Source organism: Mordavella massiliensis (assembly GCF_016902415.1).
Classification (GTDB): Bacteria; Bacillota; Clostridia; order Lachnospirales; family Lachnospiraceae; genus Merdimonas; species Merdimonas faecigallinarum.
The window spans coordinates 41,407-65,252 of the sequence record NZ_JACJLV010000003.1 but is presented as its reverse complement, the minus strand read 5'-3'; the positions used below and the strand labels follow the sequence as shown (position 1 = coordinate 65,252).

General features: G+C 49.7%; 21 protein-coding genes. 14 read left to right on the top strand and 7 right to left on the bottom strand.

Annotated elements, in window-relative coordinates:
* The first annotated feature begins 41 nt into the window (after positions 1-41).
* The 5 genes from ileS to H6A13_RS01560 all read left to right on the top strand — a co-directional run bounded on the left by ileS (position 42) and on the right by H6A13_RS01560 (position 7,974).
* A complete protein-coding gene (ileS, locus tag H6A13_RS01580) occupies positions 42-3,191 on the top strand; it encodes an isoleucine--tRNA ligase (RefSeq protein WP_204907863.1) in 3,150 nt (1,049 codons plus the stop codon).
* Between the two features lie 19 nt (positions 3,192-3,210).
* The gene (locus H6A13_RS01575; RefSeq protein ID WP_204907862.1) at positions 3,211-5,670 is read left to right on the top strand and encodes a glycogen/starch/alpha-glucan phosphorylase; all 2,460 of its coding nucleotides are present in this window, start codon (positions 3,211-3,213) and stop codon (positions 5,668-5,670) included.
* 147 nt (positions 5,671-5,817) lie between these two features.
* A complete protein-coding gene (locus H6A13_RS01570) occupies positions 5,818-6,717 on the top strand; it encodes a SpoIID/LytB domain-containing protein (RefSeq protein ID WP_204907861.1) in 900 nt (299 codons plus the stop codon).
* Between the two features lie 62 nt (positions 6,718-6,779).
* Positions 6,780-7,628, top strand: coding sequence for a M23 family metallopeptidase (locus H6A13_RS01565; RefSeq protein ID WP_204907860.1), 849 nt, complete (start codon positions 6,780-6,782; stop codon positions 7,626-7,628).
* A gap of 106 nt (positions 7,629-7,734) precedes the next feature.
* On the top strand, positions 7,735-7,974 hold the full coding sequence (locus H6A13_RS01560; protein WP_204907911.1) for a GIY-YIG nuclease family protein: 240 nt from the start codon (positions 7,735-7,737) through the stop codon (positions 7,972-7,974).
* A 71-nt stretch (positions 7,975-8,045) separates the two neighbouring features.
* On the opposite strand, the gene trhA is transcribed toward H6A13_RS01560, so the two are convergent.
* Complete coding sequence (gene trhA / locus H6A13_RS01555) at positions 8,046-8,708, bottom strand: PAQR family membrane homeostasis protein TrhA (protein WP_204907859.1); 663 nt, start codon at positions 8,706-8,708, stop codon at positions 8,046-8,048.
* A 276-nt stretch (positions 8,709-8,984) separates the two neighbouring features.
* On the opposite strand from trhA, the gene H6A13_RS01550 reads away from it, so the two are divergent.
* Together H6A13_RS01550 and H6A13_RS01545 are read left to right on the top strand one after the other, a co-directional pair.
* On the top strand, positions 8,985-9,593 hold the full coding sequence (locus H6A13_RS01550) for an ECF transporter S component (protein ID WP_204907858.1): 609 nt from the start codon (positions 8,985-8,987) through the stop codon (positions 9,591-9,593).
* Positions 9,594-9,625: 32 nt separating this feature from the next.
* The gene (locus tag H6A13_RS01545; RefSeq protein WP_204907857.1) at positions 9,626-10,210 is read left to right on the top strand and encodes an ECF transporter S component; all 585 of its coding nucleotides are present in this window, start codon (positions 9,626-9,628) and stop codon (positions 10,208-10,210) included.
* Here H6A13_RS01545 and H6A13_RS01540 read toward each other — a convergent pair.
* The gene (locus H6A13_RS01540) at positions 10,131-11,132 is read right to left on the bottom strand and encodes a LysR family transcriptional regulator (protein ID WP_204907856.1); all 1,002 of its coding nucleotides are present in this window, start codon (positions 11,130-11,132) and stop codon (positions 10,131-10,133) included. The genes H6A13_RS01545 and H6A13_RS01540 overlap by 80 nt on opposite strands.
* 115 nt (positions 11,133-11,247) lie before the next feature.
* On the opposite strand from H6A13_RS01540, the gene H6A13_RS01535 reads away from it, so the two are divergent.
* A complete protein-coding gene (locus H6A13_RS01535) occupies positions 11,248-12,480 on the top strand; it encodes an aminotransferase class I/II-fold pyridoxal phosphate-dependent enzyme (RefSeq protein ID WP_204907855.1) in 1,233 nt (410 codons plus the stop codon).
* 47 nt (positions 12,481-12,527) lie between these two features.
* On the opposite strand, the gene H6A13_RS01530 is transcribed toward H6A13_RS01535, so the two are convergent.
* The 4 genes from H6A13_RS01530 to H6A13_RS01515 all read right to left on the bottom strand — a co-directional run bounded on the left by H6A13_RS01530 (position 12,528) and on the right by H6A13_RS01515 (position 16,477).
* Complete coding sequence (locus H6A13_RS01530) at positions 12,528-14,540, bottom strand: beta-galactosidase (protein WP_204907854.1); 2,013 nt, start codon at positions 14,538-14,540, stop codon at positions 12,528-12,530.
* 115 nt (positions 14,541-14,655) lie between these two features.
* The gene (gene rbr, locus H6A13_RS01525; protein WP_204907853.1) at positions 14,656-15,192 is read right to left on the bottom strand and encodes a rubrerythrin; all 537 of its coding nucleotides are present in this window, start codon (positions 15,190-15,192) and stop codon (positions 14,656-14,658) included.
* 236 nt (positions 15,193-15,428) lie between these two features.
* The gene (locus H6A13_RS01520; RefSeq protein ID WP_204907852.1) at positions 15,429-15,971 is read right to left on the bottom strand and encodes an NADH peroxidase; all 543 of its coding nucleotides are present in this window, start codon (positions 15,969-15,971) and stop codon (positions 15,429-15,431) included.
* Between the two features lie 92 nt (positions 15,972-16,063).
* Positions 16,064-16,477: a Fur family transcriptional regulator gene (locus H6A13_RS01515; RefSeq protein WP_204907850.1), complete on the bottom strand. Its 414-nt coding sequence runs from the start codon at positions 16,475-16,477 to the stop codon at positions 16,064-16,066.
* A 271-nt stretch (positions 16,478-16,748) separates the two neighbouring features.
* Between H6A13_RS01515 and H6A13_RS01510 the strand changes: the two genes are divergently transcribed.
* A complete protein-coding gene (locus tag H6A13_RS01510; RefSeq protein WP_204907848.1) occupies positions 16,749-17,630 on the top strand; it encodes a C40 family peptidase in 882 nt (293 codons plus the stop codon).
* 400 nt (positions 17,631-18,030) lie between these two features.
* Positions 18,031-18,258 (top strand): DUF1858 domain-containing protein, encoded by a 228-nt coding sequence (locus tag H6A13_RS01505; RefSeq protein WP_204907847.1) that lies wholly within the window; start codon positions 18,031-18,033, stop codon positions 18,256-18,258.
* A gap of 113 nt (positions 18,259-18,371) precedes the next feature.
* On the opposite strand, the gene H6A13_RS01500 is transcribed toward H6A13_RS01505, so the two are convergent.
* Entirely contained in the window at positions 18,372-19,112 is a 741-nt protein-coding gene (locus tag H6A13_RS01500; protein ID WP_204907846.1) for an adaptor protein MecA, read from the bottom strand.
* Positions 19,113-19,552: 440 nt separating this feature from the next.
* On the opposite strand from H6A13_RS01500, the gene H6A13_RS01495 reads away from it, so the two are divergent.
* From H6A13_RS01495 to H6A13_RS01480, 4 genes are all read left to right on the top strand, one after another.
* Positions 19,553-19,768: a hypothetical protein gene (locus H6A13_RS01495; RefSeq protein WP_204907845.1), complete on the top strand. Its 216-nt coding sequence runs from the start codon at positions 19,553-19,555 to the stop codon at positions 19,766-19,768.
* 112 nt (positions 19,769-19,880) lie between these two features.
* Positions 19,881-21,866, top strand: coding sequence for a glycosyl hydrolase family 18 protein (locus tag H6A13_RS01490; protein WP_204907844.1), 1,986 nt, complete (start codon positions 19,881-19,883; stop codon positions 21,864-21,866).
* A 240-nt stretch (positions 21,867-22,106) separates the two neighbouring features.
* Positions 22,107-22,682: an N-acetylmuramoyl-L-alanine amidase gene (locus H6A13_RS01485; protein WP_204907910.1), complete on the top strand. Its 576-nt coding sequence runs from the start codon at positions 22,107-22,109 to the stop codon at positions 22,680-22,682.
* A 72-nt stretch (positions 22,683-22,754) separates the two neighbouring features.
* Entirely contained in the window at positions 22,755-23,828 is a 1,074-nt protein-coding gene (locus H6A13_RS01480; RefSeq protein ID WP_204907843.1) for an L-threonylcarbamoyladenylate synthase, read from the top strand.
* The last annotated feature ends 18 nt before the right edge of the window (positions 23,829-23,846 follow it).

The following is a 23,846-nucleotide window of genomic DNA, read 5'->3' as shown; positions in this document are numbered from 1 at the left end:
CTGGATCCTGTAAAGCAGAGCAAAATATGAAGGAGGTCATCATGTATCAGAAGGTTTCCACAGACCTGAATTTTGTTGACAGAGAAAAAGAAGTCGAGAAATTCTGGGAAGAACATCACATTTTTGAAAAAAGTATGGAAGAAAGGGACGGCCGCGAGATCTATACGTTCTACGACGGACCGCCGACCGCTAACGGCAAGCCCCACATCGGCCATGTGCTGACCCGTGTCATCAAGGACATGATCCCCAGATACCGGACCATGAAAGGTTATGAAGTGCCAAGAAAGGCCGGATGGGATACCCACGGACTGCCGGTAGAACTGGAAGTGGAGAAGGCCCTGGGGCTGGACGGCAAGGATCAGATCGAGGAATACGGTCTGGAGCCTTTCATCAATAAATGTAAGGAAAGCGTCTGGAAATACAAAGGCATGTGGGAGGATTTCTCCGGCACCGTAGGTTTCTGGGCGGATATGGAAAATCCATACGTTACGTACCACAATGACTATATCGAATCCGAGTGGTGGGCATTAAAGAAGATCTGGGACAAGGGCCTTTTGTATAAAGGGTTTAAGATCGTGCCTTACTGCCCCCGCTGTGGAACGCCCCTGTCTGCACAGGAAGTGGCGCAGGGTTATAAGGATGTCAAAGAGCGGTCCGCCATCGTCCGGTTCAAAGTGATCGGCGAGGATGCCTATTTCCTGGCATGGACCACCACGCCATGGACCCTGCCCTCCAACATCGGCCTTTGCGTTAACCCGGAAGAGGATTATGCGAAGGTAAAAGCTGCGGACGGCTATGTATACTACATGGCAGTGGCGCTTCTTGACACCGTGCTTGGAAAGCTTTCGGAGGAAGGAAAGCCGGCTTACGAAGTGCTGGAGACTTACAAAGGAAAAGACCTGGAATATAAGGAATACGAGCCTTTGTATCAGTGCGCCAAGGAATGTGCCGACAAGCAGAACAAGAAGGCATTTTTCGTGACCTGTGACACCTACGTTACGCTGACCGACGGTACCGGCGTGGTACACATCGCCCCGGCTTTTGGTGAGGACGACGCCAAGGTGGGACGCAAATACGGCATGCCTTTTGTACAGCTGGTAGATGAAAAGGGAAATATGGGAGAGACCACCCCGTTTGCCGGATTATTTGTAAAGAAGGCGGACCCGGAGGTGTTAAAGGATCTGGACGCGAGAGGGCTTCTTTACGATGCGCCCAAATTCGAGCACAGCTACCCCCACTGCTGGCGCTGCGACACGCCGCTGATCTACTATGCGCGGGAGTCCTGGTTCATCAAGATGACGGAGGTAAAGGACGACCTGATCGCCAACAACAATACCATCAACTGGATCCCGGAGAGCATCGGAAAAGGACGTTTCGGCGACTGGCTGGAAAATGTCCAGGACTGGGGCATCAGCCGGAACCGCTACTGGGGAACTCCGTTGAATATCTGGGAGTGCGAGTGCGGACACCAGCATTCCATTGGAAGCATCGCGGAATTAAAGGAAATGTCTGACAACTGCCCGGACGATATCGAGCTGCACCGTCCTTACATTGACGCTGTGACCATCAAATGTCCCAAGTGCGGCAAAGAAATGCACCGGGTGCCGGAGGTGATCGACTGCTGGTTCGACTCCGGAGCTATGCCATTTGCGCAGCACCATTATCCATTTGAAAATCAGGAAGTCTTTGAACAGCAGTTCCCGGCAGATTTTATCTCCGAGGCGGTAGACCAGACCAGAGGATGGTTCTACTCCCTGCTGGCGATTTCCACCCTGATCTTCAACAAGGCGCCTTACAAGAACGTCATTGTGCTTGGCCATGTACAGGATGAGAACGGCCAGAAGATGAGCAAGTCCAAGGGAAATGCGGTGGATCCGTTTGAAGCGCTGGAAACCTACGGCGCAGACGCCATCCGCTGGTACTTCTATGTGAACAGCGCGCCCTGGCTGCCCAACCGTTTCCACGGCAAAGCAGTGGTAGAGGGACAGCGTAAATTTATGGGAACCCTGTGGAATACCTATGCGTTCTTCGTGCTGTATGCGAATATTGATGAATTTGACGCTACAAAATATACCTTAGAATATGAGAAACTTCCTGTGATGGATAAGTGGCTGTTATCCAAGCTTAATTCCGTGATCCGGGAAGTGGATCAGAATCTTGCGGACTACAAGATCCCGGAGACTGCAAGAGCTCTGCAGGAGTTTGTGGACGACATGAGCAACTGGTATGTCAGAAGAAGCAGGGAACGGTTCTGGGCAAAAGGCATGGAGCAGGATAAGATCAATGCTTACATGACGCTGTATACCGCGCTGGTTGAGATCAGCAAGGCGGCAGCGCCCATGATCCCCTTCATGACAGAGGAGATCTACCAGAACCTGGTAAGATCCATTGATCCTTCTGCACCGGAGAGTATCCATCTGTGCGACTTCCCGGCTGTCCATGAGGAATACATTGACAAAGAGCTGGAAGCCAACATGGCACAGGTACTGAAGCTGGTTGTGATGGGACGCGCCTGCAGAAATACGGCCAACATCAAGAACCGCCAGCCCATCGGCCAGATGTATGTGAAAGCGGATTTTGAAGTGCCGGAGTATTATCAGGAGATCGTCAAAGACGAGCTGAATGTAAAATCTGTTAAATTTACGCAGGATGTCCGCGACTTTACTTCATATATATTTAAACCACAGTTAAAGACTGTGGGGCCCAAATATGGTAAACTGTTAGGGGGAATTAAGGCAGCCCTTGCATCCATTGACGGGAATGCGGCCATGGATGAGCTGAACGCTTCAGACGCTCTGAAGCTTCAGGTGAACGGACAGGAAGTGACCCTGTTTAAGGAGGATCTGCTCATTGAGAACAGCCAGGCAGAGGGGTATGTGTCCGAATCTGACAATGGCATTACCGTAGTCCTGGATACCAATCTTACCGAAGAGCTTCTGGAGGAAGGTTTTGTACGCGAGATCATCAGCAAGGTACAGACCATGCGTAAGGAAGCAGATTTTGAAGTGACCGATAAGATCCGGATCACCTACAAAGGAACCGGTAAGGCCGAGGACATTTTTGTTAAAAACGCGGACACCATCGGTTCAGAAACTCTGGCGGAGCAGGTAGAAAAGACAGAGCCTGCAGGCTATGTGAAAGAGTGGAAGATCAATGGTGAGAATGTAGTCCTTGGTGTGGAGAAACGATAAGAAAGGAAAAGAGAGAACTATGTATAGTCCGAGATTTGATAAGCGTGCGTTTAAGCATGAGGTAACGGAAAACGTAAAGACTCTGTTTCGTAAGACAATTGAAGAAGCAACCCCGCAGCAGCTGTATCAGGCGGTGTCCTATGCTGTAAAAGAGGCGATCATCGATGACTGGATCGCCACACAGAGAACCTATGACAAAGAAGATCCGAAGATGGTCTACTATATGTCCATGGAATTTCTGCTGGGACGAGCCCTTGGCAACAACCTGATCAACATGACTGCCTACAAAGAGGTAAAGGAAGCGCTGGATGAGCTGGGCATTGATTTAAATCTTCTGGAAGACCAGGAGCCGGACCCGGCTCTTGGAAACGGCGGCCTGGGACGTCTGGCTGCCTGCTTCCTGGATTCTCTGGCAACCCTGGGGTACGCGGCTTACGGCTGCGGCATCCGCTACCGCTATGGCATGTTCAAGCAGAAGATCGAGAACGGTTACCAGGTGGAGAAGCCGGACAACTGGCTGAAGAACGGCAACCCCTTCGAACTTCGCCGTCCGGAGTACGCAAAAGAAGTGCGTTTCGGCGGAAATATCCGGGTGGAATACGATGACAAGACCGGAAAGACACATTTTGTACAGGAGAACTATGAGTCCGTTCTGGCGGTTCCCTATGATTACCCCATCGTTGGCTACAACAACCATGTGGTCAATACTTTAAGAATCTGGGATGCAGAACCCATCGTGGACTTCCAGCTGGAATCCTTTGACCGGGGCGATTACCACAAAGCCGTGGAGCAGCAGAACCTGGCTAAGAATATCGTTGAGGTGCTGTACCCGAACGACAATCATTACGCAGGAAAAGAGCTGCGCCTGAAACAGCAGTATTTCTTCGTATCTGCCAGCCTTCAGGCTGCAGTCGCAAAGTATAAGAGAAAACACGACGACCTGATGAAGCTGCCGGAGAAGATGGTGATCCAGATGAACGATACCCATCCTACCGTAGCAGTGGCAGAACTGATGCGTATCCTTCTGGACGAGGAGGATCTGGGCTGGAACGAAGCCTGGGAGATCACCACAAAGGTCTGCGCTTACACCAACCACACCATCATGGCAGAGGCTCTGGAGAAATGGCCCATCGACCTGTTCTCCCGTCTGCTTCCCCGTGTATATCAGATCATCCAGGAGATCGACCGCAGGTTCCTGATCCAGGTAAGAGAGCAGTATCCGGGCGATGAGAACAAAGTCCGCAAGATGGCCATTTTACGGGACGGCCAGGTGCGCATGGCCAATATGGCGATCGTGGCAGGCTTCTCCGTCAACGGTGTGGCAAGACTTCACACCGAGATCCTGAAGCATCAGGAACTCCGTGATTTCTACGAAATGATGCCGCAGAAATTTAACAATAAGACCAATGGAATCACCCAGAGACGGTTCCTGATGCATGGCAACCCGCTGCTGTCCGACTGGGTAACCGAAAAACTGGGAACCAAAGACTGGGCGACCGACCTGTCTCTGATGTCCGGACTGAAAAAATGGGCCGATGACAAAGAGGCGCTCAAAGAATTTATGGATATCAAATACAGAAATAAAGAGCGCCTGGCAAAATATATCCTGGAGCACAATGGCGTAGAAGTAGATCCCAGATCTATTTTCGACGTGCAGGTAAAACGTCTCCACGAGTATAAGAGACAGCTGCTCAACATTCTCCATGTTATGTATCTGTACAATCAGATCAAAGAACATCCGGAGAAGAGCTTCTACCCCAGGACATTTATCTTTGGCGCGAAGGCGTCCGCAGGATATATCCGGGCAAAACAGATCATCAAGCTGATCAACTCCGTGGCAGAGGTGGTCAATAACGACCGCAGCATCAACGGCAAGCTGAAAGTGGTATTTATCGAGGATTACAAGGTGTCCAACGCAGAGATCATCTTCGCGGCAGCAGACGTCAGCGAGCAGATCTCCACAGCTTCCAAGGAAGCGTCCGGAACCGGAAACATGAAGTTCATGCTCAACGGAGCGCCCACCCTTGGAACCATGGACGGAGCCAACGTAGAGATCGTAGAAGAAGTCGGCATTGAGAATGCATTTATCTTCGGATTAAGCTCCGATGAAGTCATCAACTTCGAGAATAACGGCGGCTACGATCCGTATGAGATCTACAACGGCGACCCGGACGTGCGCCGGGTGGTAGAACAGCTGGTAGACGGCACCTATTCCCACGGCGACCACGAGATGTACCGCGACCTGTACAATTCTCTTCTCAAACCGACAGACGGCAACCGCGCAGACATGTACTTCATCCTGAAAGACTTCCGCGCGTACGCACAGGCACAGGAAAGAGTCGAGGCCGCGTACCGCGACCGCGACCGCTGGGCAAAAATGGCGCTTCTGAATACCGCATGCTGCGGCAAATTCTCATCCGACCGGACCATCCGGGAATATGTGGATGAAATCTGGCATTTGGATCATATTGAAGTATAATCAACCGGGGACGGGGGATTTCTAGAAATCCCCCGTCCCCGATTGATTTTTCCGCCAGTTTATCCCCCGAATGTGGATAACTTATGTGGATAATTTGTGGGTATAAATCGTTCAAACCTTCCATACAGTGTACGGGAGGTTGTTTTCATGTGGATAAAAATAAAGAAAATGGGATGTTGTCTGCTTATTTTGATTCTGCTGCCGTATGTTGTGACGGTTTTTATAAATGGTCCGGTTATCAGTGCCAGATCTCGTGTGGATCAGACGTATATAAAGGTGGAAGTTCTGGATGCTGCGGATGATACCAGTTTTGAGGAACTTCCGCTGGAGGAGTTCGGGATTGGTGTGATGGCGGGGGAGATTCCGGCGGAGTATGAAGAAGAAGCGCTGAAGGCGCAGGCGGTGCTGGTTCGGACGGATATTTACAGACAGATCCAGGAGGGAAAAGGGGAAACGCCGGTCCGCGGGGCATTTTGGGACAGGGAGGATATGCGCAAGGCCTGGAACAGCAGAGAAAATGCATTTTATAAGAAAATGCGGGATGCCTGGCGGGAGACGGAGGGGCAGATACTGACATATGAAGGCCAGCCGGCTTACGTTCCGTTTTTCCGGCTGAGCAGCGGGTGCACCCGGGATGCTGCAGAAGTGCTGGGCAGAGAGGACTGCCCGTACCTGACTGTCAGGGAGTGTCCGTGGGACATGGAGTCAGAGGAGCAATTGCAGACAAAGGTAGTGGACGACATGGATGCGGAGATCACAGAACTGGACACGGCAAGTTACGTTTTACATGTGCGCGCCGGCCAGGAAAATATCAGCGGGGAAGAGTTCCGGAAAACTTTTGAACTTCCGTCAGCCTGCTTTACCCTGCAGCGCTATAACGGAAAAATGCGGATCACAACCAGCGGGATAGGACACGGGCTTGGGATGAGTCAATACAGCGCCCACCGGATGGCAGAAGAAGGACAGGAGGCAGAAGACATTTTAAATTACTTTTTTGAGGGCTGCGAATTAAAAGAAGTGGCAGAAATACTGCAAAAAACAGAATAATTTAATTAAACAGAATAACAACAGAACCTTCTGGCAAAAATATAGTCAGAGGTGGTGATAAAATGAATAAAAAGCAGAGCACTCCGCCAAAAAAAAGGGGAGCTACCGTCGCAGCAGTACTGTGCTTTGTGGCAGCCATTGCTATCGCAGGAACATATACATTGGGAAATAGTAGAGAGGCCCGGCAAAAAGAAGAGATTGCAAGGACGGAAGAAAATGCTGCAAAGGAAAAAAGCAACGGGGACACAGAGGAAAAAGCCAGGGCAACCGACGGCCTGGTCATTCAGGATTCCAGCGATACTGGCGGCGCCGGTGAGGGAGGAACCTTAGAGAAAACTCCGGGAATCGGAACCGGGACAGGTACAGGCTCAGGAACCGGAACTGGCACAGGCACAGGCGAAGACGCAGGCGCCGGAGCAGATGACAGGAGCAGTACAAATGCAGAAAGCGGCAGCACGTCTGGCGCACAGAAAACCGCAGGAACCGGAACAGCGTTAAGTTTCAGCGAAGACAGCAACCTGGTCTGGCCGGTCAACGGAACCGTGCTTATGAGTTACAGCATGGACAAAACCATATACTTTTCCACGCTGGATCAGTACAAATATAATCCGGCGCTCATCATATCCGCCGCAGAAAACGACCAGGTGATCGCCGGAACAGCCGGCATCGTCAAATCCATTGACGAATCCCCTGAAACCGGCACGACTGTAAATATAGACATCGGCAGCGGTTATGAACTATTCTATGGCCAGCTAAAAGACATTCAGCTAAAGGTTGGAGACTATGTAGAAGCAAATACAGTCATCGGATATGTAAATACACCCACAAAATATTACAGCGTAGAAGGCTCAAACGTATATTTCGAGATGCGGAAAGACGGGCAGCCGATCAATCCGGTAGACTATATGTAATGGGGACGGGGGATTTTCAGAAATCCCCCGTCCCCATTATTGACAAGTGTGGAAAACTTTCTATAATGGGTGTTGATAACTTAAAAATATGGTGGATAATGTGGAAATGAATTATACATATATTGTTGAATGTAGTGATGGAAGTTTTTATACAGGGTGGACCAATGATTTGGAACGCCGTATGAAAGCGCATAATGAAGGGCGCGGAGCGAAATATACGAAAAGTCGAAGACCGGTGAAATTGGCGTATTTTGAGACTTTTCAGACAAAAGAAGAGGCAATGAGCCGAGAGTGTCAGATTAAACAGATGACAAGAAAAGAGAAGGAAGCACTTGTGGAAAGGTAATAAATTTGGGGACGGGGGATTTCTGAAAATCCCCCGTCCCCAAATTAGTTGTGCACAAAGTTTTCCCCATTTTATAACACGAATGCGTACATTACGATAAAGTGGCAGGCGCTGCCGCCCATGACGAACAAATGAAAGATCTCGTGGCTGCCGAAATTCTTATGCCGGTTGTTGAACAGCGGCAGTTTCAGCGCATAAATCACGCCGCCGATGGTGTAAATGATGCCGCCGGCCAGGAGCCATCCGAAGGCAGCCGGTGAAAGTGCATTCAGAAGCTGGGTGAAGGCCAGTACGCAGGTCCAGCCCATGCCGATGTAAAGCACGGAGGACACCCATTTCGGGCAGTTGATCCAGAAGGCTTTCATCAGGATGCCGGCAATGGCGATGGCCCACACGATAGAAAGAAGGATCACGCCGATCGGCTTTGGCAGAACCAGCAGGCAGATCGGCGTATAGCTTCCTGCGATGAGTACGCTGATCATCATGTGGTCGATTTTCTTTAAGATCGTATTTACTTTTTTGGAACGGTCAAAGGTATGGTAGGTCGTGCTTGCCGCATACAAAAGGATCAGGCTGGCGGCGTAGACGGCGATGGAAATGATATAAATGCGTCCGGGCTCCTGAGCCGCCTTGATCAGCAGCGGGATTGCCGCGAAAATTGCCATCAGCATGCCAATGAAATGTGTGATCGCGCTTCCGGGATCTTTTACATGTTCTTCAATTACTTTTGCCATAATACACTCCTCCTCGATGAAATCTATTCTATGAATTCTTTTGTAATCGGTCATTGGAAATGTCTTAAAAACTCGACACGTAGTTTTTAAAACTACATAATCTATATGTGTATATTATATCCCTTATTCCTAAAAAGCAAGCATAAACATAATTTTTTCACATTTATTTTAGAAAAATACAAACTGGACTGGTCGAGTATGAAATAACTGGATGTTTATAAAAAGACAGTTAGGTGCTACGATGTATGGGAAATGAGAAAAGGAAGTGAGATATTTATGGAAAAGAGGAATCAGACTGTAATAAAGCTGGCGCAGACAGCGCTTCTGGCTGCTCTTTGTTATGTTTCTTTTACGTATCTTCAGATAAAGATCCCGATGCCGGGCGGAGACGCCACATCGATCCACATCGGCAACGCCTTCTGTGTCCTGGCGGCCCTTCTTCTGGGCGGCTTTTATGGAGGACTGGCGGGAGCCATTGGTATGGGAATCGCAGATATTATGGATCCCATCTATATCACCGGCGCGCCCAAAACATTTCTTTTGAAGCTGTGCATCGGCCTGATCGTGGGGCTGGTGGCTCACAGAATTGCCAGGATTAACGAAAGCAGTGATAAAAAATATGTGTGGAAATGGAGCCTGATCGCTACGATTGCCGGCCTTGGTTTCAATGTGATCGCAGATCCCCTGGCAGGTTATTTTTATAAAATGTACATCCTGGGGCAGCCCCAGCAGATGGCGGAGGTTCTGGCAAAATGGAGTACTGCAGCTACGTTTGTCAATGCGGTGATCTCTACCGTGCTGGTAGGAGCCATGTACAACGCCCTGCGGCCGGTACTGCTCAGATCCGGACTGTTGCTAAAGCCGGAGCATAAGAAGATTGCATAGAAAGGACAGACAAAAGTCTGAAAAGAAGTCATATGAAACACAGGGACACTGTTACTGGAAAAGATGAAAATATGAAAAGAATGGTCATTACCGCTTTCTTTGCGGCCATTACATTTCTTGGGATACAGGCTTTCCGGATCCCGCTTCCGGCAGTGGTGGGAACGCCCTTTGTACACTTTGGCCACATTCTTGTGGTTCTGGGCGTGCTACTGCAGGGCGGGAAACGCGGTGCGGTGTCCGGTACGCTTGGACTGGTGATCTTTGATATCCTCAACGGATTTCTGCAGGATGTGCCCCAGGTATTTCTTGAGACCGTCATCAAATGCCTGCTCATCGGAGCCCTGTTCGCGGCCCTGAAAAAACGGGCAGAGGGAAACATGCGCAAGGAATACCGGGACGCCATGTTTTGTACGGTGGTATATGGATGTATGAATATCCTGATCGAATTTGTCATGGGGATTGTAAAAATGATGATCCTGGGCAGCGGCTTTGCGGCGGCAGCAGCGGGATCAGCGGCGTCCATTCCGGCCACGGTGATCAATGTTGTATTTCTTGTGATCGCAGTGGCGCTGTTGTATCGTCCGGTGGAGAAACTGTATCGCCGGATGTGTGCATAAGAGAGATAAATTCTTCCATTGCCCGGGTTTTGTATTTGTGCCTTTTATAATAGAAGAACACACGGCGCAAGGCCTGGTCGCCGGCCAGTTTATAGTACACCAGATTTTCAAAGGAAGGAAGGCGCCGCACCAGCATATCGCTGATAAAAGCAGCACCAAGCTGGGTGGAAGCAGCCATGTAAGCGGTGGCCTGCTGCTGAAGCTCCAGGATGATGTCCGGCGAAAAGCCGGCTTCATGGCAGAGTCGCTCTCCGCGGATCCGGGTGTCGTTGCCGGGCGTAAGCATAATAAATGGAAGAGAAGAAAAATACGCGAGAGGTACATCCGGGGTATCTGCATCCGAAGCCCCTTCGCCCCGGATGTCTTCAAAAGAGAGCTGGAACATTTCCAGCTCTTTATTTATGGGGAAATGTCTGGGGACTGCCAGCAGAATGTGCTCGGTACAGTAGGATTCTTTGCTGTAAAGAGTGCTGTCATAATGATAGTTGTCAATGACAAAATCCAGTCCTCCGCTGCTGAGCATCGCCTCCAGCTGGTCGGTGTTGCCCTCGACGATCTGGACGTCGATTTTGGGATAACGCTGTTTGAACCGGGAAATCAAAGGGGGCAGCACATAAGCGGCAAACAGGTTGCTTGCGCCGATGGACAGACGGCCGGTCTGCAGCGTATTCAGGTTGTTGATGGCATTTTCCACCCGCTGCTCAATTACACTGATCTCTTCGGCAGCACGGATATAGATCCGCCCCGCCTCAGTCAGCTGCAAAGGAGAGGTGCTGCGGTCAAAAAGCGGCACGCCGATCTGTTCCTCCACCTTCTTAATGCGGGCGCTCAGAGACGGCTGGCTGATATACAGATTCTGGGCAGCTTTCGAAAAACTGCGCTCCCGGTAAACTTCACAGACATATTTTTTCCAGGTAAACATAACTCCTCCATTATAGTCAAATAAATATAATATATATATGATTATTGGTATTTGAATATATTATACCCCGGGGGTATGATGAGTGTAAAGAAAAATCCAGGGAGGGAAATCAAAAATGGAAGCATTGAAAAGAGCGGCGCGGATGGAACATATTCACTCAGATATCCGGGGACCTTTGTATCTGAAAGCGCTGGAAATGCAGAAAAACGGGGAAAAAGTGCTGAAGCTGAACACCGGAAATCCGGCAGTATTCGGATTCGAACTTCCGGACAGCATCCGGAAAGCCATGGAAGAGAGCGCAGATAAAGGAATGGCCTACTGCGATTTCCGGGGAATGCCGGAGGCAAGAGAAGCCATTTGCGAATACGAGCGCGGAAAAGGCATCCGGGGAATTACCATGGACGATGTATTTGTAGGAAACGGAGTCAGTGAAGTGATCTCCTTTGCGCTGTTGCCGCTTCTGAATGACGCTGATGAAGTGCTGTTGCCAAGTCCCAGCTATTCCCTGTGGGGAAATACGGTGTATCTGGCAGGCGGGCGGCCGGTATTTTACACCTGCGACGAGCAGGCCGGCTGGTTTCCGGATCTTGCGGATATCCGCTCTAAGATCACGCCAAAGACAAAGGCCATTGTTGTGATCAATCCCAATAATCCAACCGGCGTACTGTATCCAAAAGAAATTTTGCAGGAAATCGTAAATGTGGCAAGAGAGCATGGCCTTATGATCTTCTCCGATGAAGTGTATGACCGGCTGATCCTGGATGGAAAACAACACGTATCCATCGCCTCCCTGGCAGACGACATACCGGTGGTAACCATGAGCGGCCTTTCCAAATCCCATTTCCTGTGCGGTTATCGCTGCGGCTGGATGGTGATCAGCGGGCCGGAAAAACTGACCGAAGAATACAGGCAGGGAATTATCCAGATGACATCCATGCGGCTTTGTGCAAATGCACTGGCACAGGCGGCTATCCCGGCCGCATTGAAAGACATGGAGACGCCCCGGTCCATGACAAGGCCGGGCGGACGCCTGTATGAGCAGAGAGAAGCAGTGGTAAAAGAACTCAAAAAAATTGACGGCATCTCCTTTGTAAAAAATGACAGCGCATTTTATATCTTTCCGAAACTGGACGTAAAGAAATTTGGCATTACAAATGATAAAGTATTCGCACGGGACCTGCTTTACAGTAAGAAGATCCTGCTGGTGCCGGGAAGCGGCTTCGACTGGAAAGATCCGGATCACTTCCGGATCGTCATGCTGCCGGAGGCAGAAGAACTGGCTGAGGCAGTCCGTAAAATTGGGGAATTTTTGGATGGTTATCAACAACATGTGGAAAAAATCGCGTAAAGTAGAAATGGGGACGGGGGATTTTTAATAATCCCCCGTCCCCATTTTTACATGTTGGCTTCTTCCAGGATCTTGAGATCCCAATCTGCAATATCTAGCGTATCGCCATTGTGGAAAACTTCTCCGGTAATTAAATCTTTTGCCTTTCTCCATATGCAGGGTACGTTTTGTGTTTCTTCGCTGTAATTCAGGATGTAATGCAGGGTTTTTCCGTCCCGGTTCTGTCCGCTACGGACGATAAGTGGCCACTGGTATTTTTCCGGAAGTCTTTGGATCCCTGCGTCGTCTGCCGCCTGGCTGAGAAGATTTTTTAAAATGTGCTTTTCGGTATAGCAGCCAATATAGTAGGCGGCTCCGCGGCCGTAAGTATTGCGGGTGATCCCGGCATAGCCGCCCCAGTATTTATGCTCATAATCTGCCAGGCTCTGCGCGCTCTCGGGCTTCAGAAGTTCTGCGAAATATTTTACTTTGGCGCCAAGAAGACGGGTCCGGCCGGGCTCGACGAACTGGTTATACGACATGCCAAAACATGGATGCAGACGGTGTGGCTGGGTGTCCGCGTAAACGGTGGAATATTCATTTGCCACAAAGGATTTGAAGGTGCTGACGAGAACGCCGCCGTCTGTTACGAAATTTTCCAGTTTCGTAAGGAGTTCTTCCGAAGCACAGTAAAGGGCCGGAGTTACGATCATATGATAGCGGTCCGGCTCCAGTCCGTTTACGTCAACCACGTCACATTCCAGGTTCATTTCATACAGGCTGTCGTACATCCAGCGCACAACGTCGTTGTAGCTTAAGTCCCGGTCAATGGGGAACCATTTAAATGCAGTCAGTGTCGCATTGTCGATGAGCAGGGCGATCTTGTTGTTTTTCCTAAGCCCGGTGAGCTGATGCCCGATTTTTCGCCACTCTTCCCCGATCCGGCAGGCCTCAAGATACGTCGGATTTTCTGCAAGATCGTGGCTTAAAAGTCCCTTCCAGTAGGTCTCGAAGCTGTTGTGGATGGAGTGCCAGTTCCAGTAGGAAATGCCGTCCGCGCCGCTGGCCAGATGGCTGTAAGCCTGCAGCCGCAGCTGCCCGGGATAAGGAGTCCACTGCTTAAAAGCCTGAGCCTGGCATTCCAGGATCAGATAGTTTTCCTGCTTCAGACTGCGGATAGAATCGCCGCCAAAGGCGATTTCCGCACCGGTCAGATCATCCTGGGACGGATGGTAAATGTCGGCTCCCAGCCTGGTCAGACATTTTGCCGCTTCATAATGGTTGATATCCGGCTGTACGCCGTAGGAATAACCATCCTGGGCGATATCCGCCCCGAATTTTCTCCATTCAAAGTCCAGATTGTGGGTGATAAACTGGTCTTCACGCATATATTCTCTGACAAGATCCGCCTGCCATGCCAGGTAATCCGAAGCGGTCTTCCGCTGGAATTTTTCAAACTCCCCGGCCAGTCCGCCATTAATACAACCGGAAATGTCCGGAAAATCTTCCCATCTGTGGATGGAATTGCTCCAGTAGGGCAGGCAGAAGGTCTGGTTTAGTTTTTCCGGAGTCTCAAATTTCTCCTTCAGATATTCCAGAAACTGACGCTGGATTTCATTTCCACGGTTGTCGTAATGCTTGGTCTCGTTATCAATCTGAAAACCGATCACATTCGGATGGCCTGCAGTGTGGCTGATCAGTTTTCGGATCACCCGTTCCGCATGGAAGCGAAACGTAGGATTCAGGAGATCAAAAATCTGGCGGTGGCCATATTTCTCCTGTCCATGCGCATTTGTCACCATAATGGAGGGATCTTTTTTCGCCAGCCATGAGGGAATCGCGTAAGTCGGCGTGCCAACGATCACATCTAACTCTGCGGCCTGCGCTTTTTCAAGAATCTGATCAATATAATGAAAGTCGAAGACCCCATCCAGAGGCTCAAGAGTACTCCATGTAGATTCTGCCACACGGATCGTATTGATCCCGGCCTTCTTCATCATGGCAAAATCCTGATCCATCCTCTCATAAGGCATATATTCCGGATAATACGCGACTCCGAACATCAGCATATTCTCATTCATGAACGTCATCTCCTTTCCAACCGATTGGGGACGGGGGATTTTCGGAAATCCCCCGTCCCCAATCGGTTGATGAAAAAACCTGTGGAGGGTTTTCCACAGGTTTTTCCACTTTATTCTAGTAGTTTTCCACTTTTCTTTCAAAATGTGCTCTCGGATGATCGCAAACCGGACATACTTCCGGAGCTTCATTTCCCATGTAAATGAAGCCGCAGTTGTTGCATTTCCATCCAAGGGGAGCGTCATCTTTGAAGGTTTTGCCGGCATTGAAGCTCTCCAGCAGTTTGCGGTAGCGTCTTTCGTGAGCGGCCTCTACCTGCGCTACACCTTCGAATTTTGCGGCCAGTGCATCAAAGCCTTCTTCTCTTGCTTCTTCTGCCATGCGTTTGTACATGTCTGTCCACTCGAAGTTCTCGCCTGCAGCGGCATCTTCCAGGTTTTCAGCTACACCGCCGATGCCATGGAACTCTTTAAACCACATTTTTGCATGTTCTTTTTCCTGGTTGGCAGTTTCTTCAAAAATGTTAGCCATCTGTACATATCCGGCTTTTTTTGCGGCAGAAGCATAGTAGGTATACTTGTTGCGCGCCTGAGATTCACCGGCGAAAGCTTCCATTAAGTTCTGCTCTGTTTTTGTTCCAGCGTATTTAGACATATCATTACCTCCATAAAGATTGATTTTATTCTTTTATATAGCGTGCGTCTCCGGCAGGCAGGCCTGTCGTGCCGACGAAGCTGGCCTGCCGTGCCGACGAAGCTGCCCTGCCAGCTCGAAAGCCATACGGCTTCCTCGCTGTCGGCTGTCGCCGAATACGAAGCTACATAGAATACGCCTCTTGCAAGCAAGCCTGCAGAGTCGTATCTATATCGCTTCGTGCATGGGCTTGTAGCTTAGCCAAAGTATCTCTTTAACAGACCCTCAAATGCTTTTCCGTGACGGGCCTCGTCTCTTGCCATCTCATGAACGGTGTCGTGGATCGCGTCAAGATTTGCAGCCTTTGCGCGTTTTGCAAGGTCAAATTTTCCAGCGGTTGCGCCGTTCTCAGCGTCTACACGCATCTCCAGGTTCTTCTTGGTGCTGTCGGTTACAACCTCGCCCAGAAGCTCTGCGAATTTCGCAGCGTGCTCAGCCTCTTCGTAAGCAGCTTTCTCCCAGTACAGGCCGATCTCCGGATATCCTTCTCTGTGAGCAACTCTTGCCATAGCCAGGTACATGCCGACCTCGGAGCACTCTCCTTCAAAGTTTGCTCTCAGGTCTGCAAGAATGTCTTCGCTTACGCCCTGAGCCACGCCTACAACGTGCTCTGCAGCCCACTCTCTTTCACCTGTCTGCTCTTTGAACTTCTCAGCCGGTGCATGACAGACCGGACATTCTGCCGGAGCAGCCTCTCCTTCATGAACATAACCACATACAGTACATACAAATTTCTTCATTTTTACCTCTCCTTTTTGTCTTGAATCTTTATTTTAATATTAGTAACAATTACTAATATTAAGTTACCACAATGAAATGCTTCTGTCAACCTCTATTTTAAACTTTTTTCTTCCGGATTACTACAGCAGTCTGCACATTTCCCATAAAATAATATATTGTGGGACTCGATCACGCCGTCAAACTTTTCTCCGGCGGTTTTGTCGATAAACTGATCAAAGGAATCATCCAGTTCCAGATCAAAAACATTGCCGCAGTCCCTGCAGATCACATGATAGTGGGAGTCTGTGCGCCCGTCAAAGCGGTCGCCGCCGTCCGGCGTGGGAATCTTGATGATCTCCCCGATATCTGCCAGCAGATTGAGGTTGCGGTAAACGGTGCCAAGGCTGATATTGGGAAATTCTTCCTTCACATGCATGTATACCATGTCGGCAGTGGGATGCGAATGGGTGGCGGACAGATACTGTAAAATGGACTCCCGCTGCCGGCTGTATTTTAATGATGCCATCCTTCGTCCTCCTTTCGATAACAATAATAATTACTATAATTAGTATAAAAAAAGAACCGAAATCTGTCAACAAATTTTTCTGAAATATAACAATTTGTAACATTTGTGAACGCAGAAATGTATTGATTTACGTAGCCTGACGCATAATATGACGAGAAAATGCCTGTAAAACGAGTTGACATATGGATGCGGGATGATATAATAAGAACGTAACATATGTAACAATTCTGTAACATTTACAAAAGATAAGAAAACATAAAGGAGGGAGTTTATGGGTTCTAATCTTAGGAAAGGGTTGTTCTTAGTTACGATCACAGGTGCAGTTGCTGCATTTCCTTATACGGTACAGGCCTCGGACGCGGCCGGCCAGGAACATGTTCTGCCGCAGGCGGGGATCGGGGAAGTATTAAGCGACTGTTATCTGTCAGATAAAGAGATTCAAGTAGAAGATTATCTTGTACCAGAAGAGAAGGGTGAGTATTTAGATATGGCTTTCGCGGATGTGCAGACATTTCTGTACATCCGGAGTGAGCCGACAACGGAAAGCGAGTGGCTGGGGAAATTGTACCCCGGCAATGCGGCCAGGATCCTGGGGCCGGTGGGCGAGTGGACAAAGATCCAGTCCGGCCAGGTGACAGGCTATGTGTATTCCGACTATATTATAATAGGAAAGAACGCAGAGGAAAAAGCCCGGGAGGTGGGCGAGGAGGCCTTCGTCTATGCGGAGTCCAAGGCAGAAGAGGAGGCGCGTCTTAAGAAAGAGGCGGAAGAAGCCGCGCAGAAAGCTGCGGAAGAGGCGGCTGCAAAAGCCGGCACAGGACAGGCTATCGTGGATTACGCCTGCCAGTTCATCGGCAATCCTTATGTCTGGGGCGGGACCAGCCTGACGGAAGGGGCCGACTGCTCCGGCTTTGTCCAGTCCGTCTTTGCCCACTTTGGCATCAGTCTTCCGAGAACCACCTGGGATATGGAAAATGTGGGCACGCCGGTCAGCTACGACCAGGCTGTGGCCGGCGACATCATTTTGTATGACGGCCACGTAGGCATTTATATGGGTAACGGCGAGATCGTCAACGCGATCAACAGCCGCAGAGGGATCGGAATCCTTCCGGCCACCTACACCAACATTCTGACTGTGCGCAGACTGATCTGAGAAAAAGAACAAAACATCTTTTTGTTAAATCCACGTGAAAAACAGAAAAAGAAATGAAATGTACAATATGTACAAATCTGTAAAAAATTGTAAAAAACTGGAAATGAGAGTTTTCCAAGTTATCCACATTAAAATGGCAAAAAAAGGTGGAAAAATCAATGATTTAAAAAAATTATCCACATTATCCACATTATTTGGGTGAAAAACGGGGGATTATTCAGGGTAAATAAAAGAACGGACGTTTTGTGAAGAAATAATAAAAATGCAGTTTTGTCGAAAAAAAACGAAATAATTATTGACATTTGAGAAATCAAATTAATGGTTTAATTTGAATAAAATGTTTACACAATGGACAAAACGGATTATAATAAAACCACTGAAATGAAAAGGAGGTGTCATGATGGCACAGGTAACAAAAGATATGACTTTTGGCGAACTGCTTGTAAAGTATTATGATAAATGCCCGCAGATCGTGGACGTCCTGATGGAAGCCGGCATGGGCTGCATCGGCTGCCCCCATTCCCAGATGGAGAGCATTGAGCAGGGCGCGATGGGACACGGCATTGATCCGGATCTCCTGATCGCAAAGCTGAATGCGACCCTGACCGCTCACGGCGTGGAAGCTTAAAGAGTATCAAAAATAAGCATGCAAAATCCCGGCAGGATCTTTTCGGATCGTCTGCCGGGATTTTTTGTCATGTAAGAGCGGCGCCTGCCATTTCAGACGGCAGGGCCTTAAGATCAGTTTGCCTGCAAAGAGGCTAGTGTCTGCACCGCATCCGCCGGGATGATGGTCTTGCAGTGCTCTTCCAGGAAAGCCAGCACAGCGCCGGAGGTTTTTTCCAGAGAGCCGTATTCAGACAGCATGTTGCAGATGCGGTTGAATTCCAGATCCGTGTGCCCGGACTGCGCCAGAGCCAGGATGTATACATTTTCCCCTTCATCCTTGTAAAGGGTGTTGGAACCGGAGTACATGGTACTCAATAGGCCGGCTGCTTTTTGTACGCCGTCCAGCGTAGAAAAGGAAAACAGCCGGAGGGCCGGTTTTCCGGGAGCCTTCTTTTCGTTGTCCGATGTTTTTTCCTTCTCCCTGGATGCCATTTTTTCCTTCACTTTGTCCAGCAGTTCCAGGAGAGAATCCGCTCCTTCCAGTTTGATGGGCTGATTCTTCTGGAAATCAGCGTCCCCGCCTGAGGCTGGGGCAAATTTGGAAAAGCGTGTGTCGAGTTCTTCAGGATCCTCGACTTTAGTAATAATCAGCACGATGGAATCAGAAGAAGCCGGGATGGCTTCGATCATCAGCGGGATATCGTCCGCCTCAAATCCGAATTCAAAGGCTGCCTGTTGCATCATATCGCGGAAAAGTGACTTTGCTTTTTCGGTTCCATAGGCCAGTTCGCTAAGCTGAAGCTGGCGTGCAGCAAGATCTGCGCGCGTGAGAGTACAGCGGATCTGATTGTCGCTAAGTTTCTCAATCTTCATATTCATCACTTCCTTCTAGTTTAGTATAGCACAGCAGATAAAAGATGTTAAATAAAATATATATAAAATCAAAAATGGTCTTGCGTTCCGGGAATGCATCCGATATAATTAACGATACTAGAAGATAGTTTTCCCTGATAGCTACGTTCTTAGAACAAAGGAGGGAGAATTTTACTTAAGTTTTTTTATTCATTTCTCAATGTAATTTCAAAAAACCTATCAGCAATCAATCAGAGTAACGCCAATTCAGGCAAATTTTCACACTTTATTTCAAAGAGAAAGGAATTATGCAAAAGGCTGTCTTCTTAGTATATTTTTAGCCGTGCATATAATACTATATGGAGGATTCTCGCAGAAATTCTGTATCACAAAAGCATCTGTCCGGGATCATTATATGCGTCAGACGGCCGTAGTTATCATTTTTTGCATGGATAAGAGACATGAGTACGGAAAAAGAAGAACTCCGGGACATGTTCCGGGAGTTGACGGAGTATGAGAAGCAGAAGGTAGACCTTGGGATCAACGGGGTCCCGGCCAGTCCGATGCAGATCGTACAGGCACATATAATGTGTGAGGACACAGGGTATATGCGCGATTATGTGTTAAATGAAGACGGCGATATCAAGGCGCTTTGGTTCAACCGTGTGGAACCGTAGTTTTCGGAACCTCAAACACCCTGCAGACCATAGGAATGGTCCAAAATTGTCGAAATAATTAATGACGTAGGACAAAGCTTTTGCTATAATAAGGTCGAGTAGGAGGTGCAGCATGGACGAGAAAGAAAAAAACAGCCGCACAGACAGGCCCCGCAAGAGAAGTTCTGCCGCTTCAGGCAAAGACGGCATAAGGCAGAGAAGCACCGCGGCAAGACGGACGCAGGCGGGCCGGGATCAGAAGAGCAAAAGGCCGCAAAAAAAGGGTACAAGACCAGTCAGGCCGGAGACCAGAGAGGCTGAATATAGAAGGACAGAAACCAGACGACCTGTGAGAAAGGCACAGTCTAAGCGCAGGAGGAAGCGGAACCTGGGCATCAAGATCGCGCTGCTGATTATTTTGTTGATTGCAGCAGTTATCGGTGCATTTTTGTGGAAACGCTACAGCCCTTCCAAGGAAACGTATGACAGGAATGCGTATTTTGGGATAGAACAGGAAGGACAGCTTGCGATCACCGTTGATGATCAGGTGGTGGAACCCCGCGGCATGATCACGGACGGCAAGGCATACATTCAGTATGAAACCGTCAGGGATTATATCAACAGCAGGTTTTACTGGGATCCGAACGAGAATACTCTGTTGTATACCCTTCCGACGGATATGGTATCCGTGGAGGTGGGAAGCAAGGACTACTCGGTGTCCAATGAACGGCAGAGCGAAGACTATGTCATTTTACGAACCGAAGGAAGCACTGCGTATATCGCGCTTGATTTTATCCAGCAGTATACCAACATTGAATATGAAGTGTATGATGATCCAAGCCGGGTGATGATCGCGACCGACCGGGGAGAGATCGACACCGCACAGGTGAAGCGGGATACACAGGTGCGTTATCAGGGCGGAGTCAAGAGCCCTGTCTTAACAGAGGTCAGCAAGGGTGATGAAGTCACGGTCATAGAGAGAGAGGAGAACTGGAAGAAAGTCTGCACAAAAGACGGATTTATCGGTTATGTGAAGAACAGCGCGCTTAAGGGTGAGGAGAAAAAAGCCTTTGACAGAGAGTTCGAGGAACCGGAATATACCAGTATCTCCAAGGATTATACCATCAATATGGCCTGGCATAATGTGACCAACAGCGATGCCAATGCCGGCGTGCTGGAGGTGATCGCGCAGACCAAGGGACTGACTACGCTTGCGCCCACCTGGTTCCATGTGGCGGACACGGATGCGAACCTTACATCCATTGCGTCTGCGGATTACGTGAATTATGCACATCAGTCCAACATAGAAGTATGGGCGGCTGTCAGAGATTTTGACGGCGGAATAGACTCTTATGAGGAATCTTTTGAGGTACTGAGTCACACTTCGAAGCGGCAGAAGCTGATCACACAGCTGATCTCAGAAGCGCTTCGTGTAGGCATTGACGGTATCAATGTCGATTTTGAGAGGATCTCAGATGAATGCGGAGAGCATTTTATCCAGTTTATCAGAGAACTTTCTGTCCGGTGCCGGCAGAACGGACTGGTGTTGTCTGTAGACAACTATGTTCCGATGTCGATTAACATGCAGTATGACCGGAAAGAGCAGGGAATCGTGGCAGATTATGTGGTGATCATGGGTTATGACGAGCATTACGCAGGTTCGCCCGAGGCAGGCCCGGTATCGTCTTATGGATTTGTAAAGGACGGTATTGAAGCTACGCTGAAGGAAGTGCCGGCCGAGAAGGTGATCAGCGGTATTCCGTTCTTTACAAGACTCTGGGAAGAGACGCCGAAGACAGAGGCGGAGATCGCGGAAGCCGCAGGAACGGAAAATGCGGATTATACCATGAACGTGACCAGTGAAGCACTGGGCATGTCCGCGGCGGCAAATGCAGTGGCGCAGGCCGGCGTATCTACGACCTGGGATGAAGAGGCAAAACAGAACTATGCGACCTGGGAAGTGGAAGGTGTAACCTACGAGATCTGGCTGGAGGACGAACAATCCATCGAGCCAAAGCTTCAGCTCATGAGAGATAATAAGCTTGCAGGTACAGCGGCATGGGCGCTGGGGCAGGAAGATCCGGAGATCTGGACACTGATCCAAAAATATGTAAATTAAATATAGAACGCCTCCCGCAGTCATATATTAAAAAGAGAGACTGCGGGAGGTGTTTTTTTGCGGAAAATCATAACACTGGCTGCGCTTTGTCTCTTTCTGACGGCCCTGCTTACGGCAAACAGATGGCTGACGGAGAAGATCCGTTCTGTGTCGGAGGAGGCCGGCGCCGGGGAAGGGGAGACGGTTTTGACGGCTACAGCGGACGGGAAGGCAGACGCCGGGGCGAAAGGTTCCGGCAGGGTGGTTCTGGACGCCGGACACGGGGGAGCGGATCCTGGTAAGGTAAGTGAAGAAGGGGTTCTGGAAAAAGACTTAAATCTTGTCATCACCAGGAGGCTTGCAAAGGAACTGGAAGACGCAGGCGTGGAGGTGATCCTGACCCGTACCGGGGACGAGGGACCGGGGCAGGACCAGGCGGAAGCAGGCAGCCGCAAGCTTGCAGATCTGAAGGCAAGGACTGAGAGGATCAATGAGGAATACCCGGATCTGGCAGTCAGCATTCATCAGAACAGCTACCCGGACCCGTCCGTCAGAGGCGTGCAGGTGTTTTATTATAGCCGGTCAGAAGCGGGAGAACGGATGGCGGCCCTGATGGAGAAGGCGTTCCGGGAAGGCCTGCCGGAGGAAACAAGAGTCCGGGATTCCAAAGCCAATGAGGAATATTATCTGCTTCGTAATACCGAGGTTCCGGCCATCATTCTGGAATGCGGGTTCTTAAGCTGTCCGGAAGAACTTTCGCTTCTTATGGACCAGGATTACCAGGAGCAGTTCTGCAAGGCAGCGGCCAGGGGAATCCTTGCTTGTATGGGAAAATAGAGTGTAGTATAATAAAAAAAGAGTGCAGAAGCAATTGACAGAAGTAGAAGAGAAAGAGAAGACGAAGATAAAATGAGTATCCATACGATTATCAGAAAGATTAATAAGGAGCATCCGGATCCGGAAGTGATCCGGGAGGCTGGCGGGATATTAAGAGCCGGCGGACTGGTGGCATTTCCCACGGAGACGGTGTACGGCCTGGGGGCGGATGCGCTGAATGAAGAAGCGGCAAAGAAAATCTATGCGGCAAAAGGCCGCCCTTCCGATAATCCGCTGATCATCCACATTACGAATATGAAGGATCTGGAAAGGATTGTGACAGAGATTCCGGAGACGGCGAAAAAGGTGGCCGAAAGCTATTGGCCGGGGCCGCTGACGATGATCTTTGAAAAGGCAGAGATCGTGCCTTATGGCACCACGGGCGGACTTAAGACCGTGGCAGTGCGCATGCCGGATCATCCGGCGGCCCGGGCGGTGATCGACGCGGGCGGCGGCTATATCGCTGCGCCCAGCGCCAACACTTCAGGAAGGCCAAGCCCCACCTGCGCAGAGCATGTGGCAGAGGATTTGAGCGGACGGATCGAGATGATCGTAGACGCGGGGCCGGTGGATATCGGCGTAGAATCCACGATTTTAGATATGACCGTGGATCCGCCCATGATCCTGCGGCCGGGAGCAGTGACCAGGGAAATGCTGGAAGAGCTGATCGGCCCGGTGGACGTGGACCGGACGATCCTTAGCGCGAAGAGCAGGCAGGCGCCCAAAGCGCCGGGCATGAAGTACCGCCATTATGCGCCTAAAGCCGGACTTGTGGTGGTGGAAGGACCGGAAAAAGATGTGGCAGAGTGGATCGGACGCAGAACCGCGGAACTTCAGAAAGCAGGAAAAAAAGTAGGGATCATTGCCACAGAAGAGACCAAAGGCCTCTACCCGCAGGCGGATGTGAAGGTTGCCGGAACCAGGGAGGATGAAGGCACGGTTGCCAGCCGTCTGTACGCGATCCTGCGGGAATTTGACGCCGACGGCGTAGATGCCATTTACAGTGAATCGTTTGACCGGGAGGGCATTGGGGCCGCTGTGATGAACCGGCTGTTAAAGGCTGCCGGACACCAGATCGTAAAGCTTCCTGCAAAGGAGCAGGATTAAGGATAAAGGAGGAAAAAG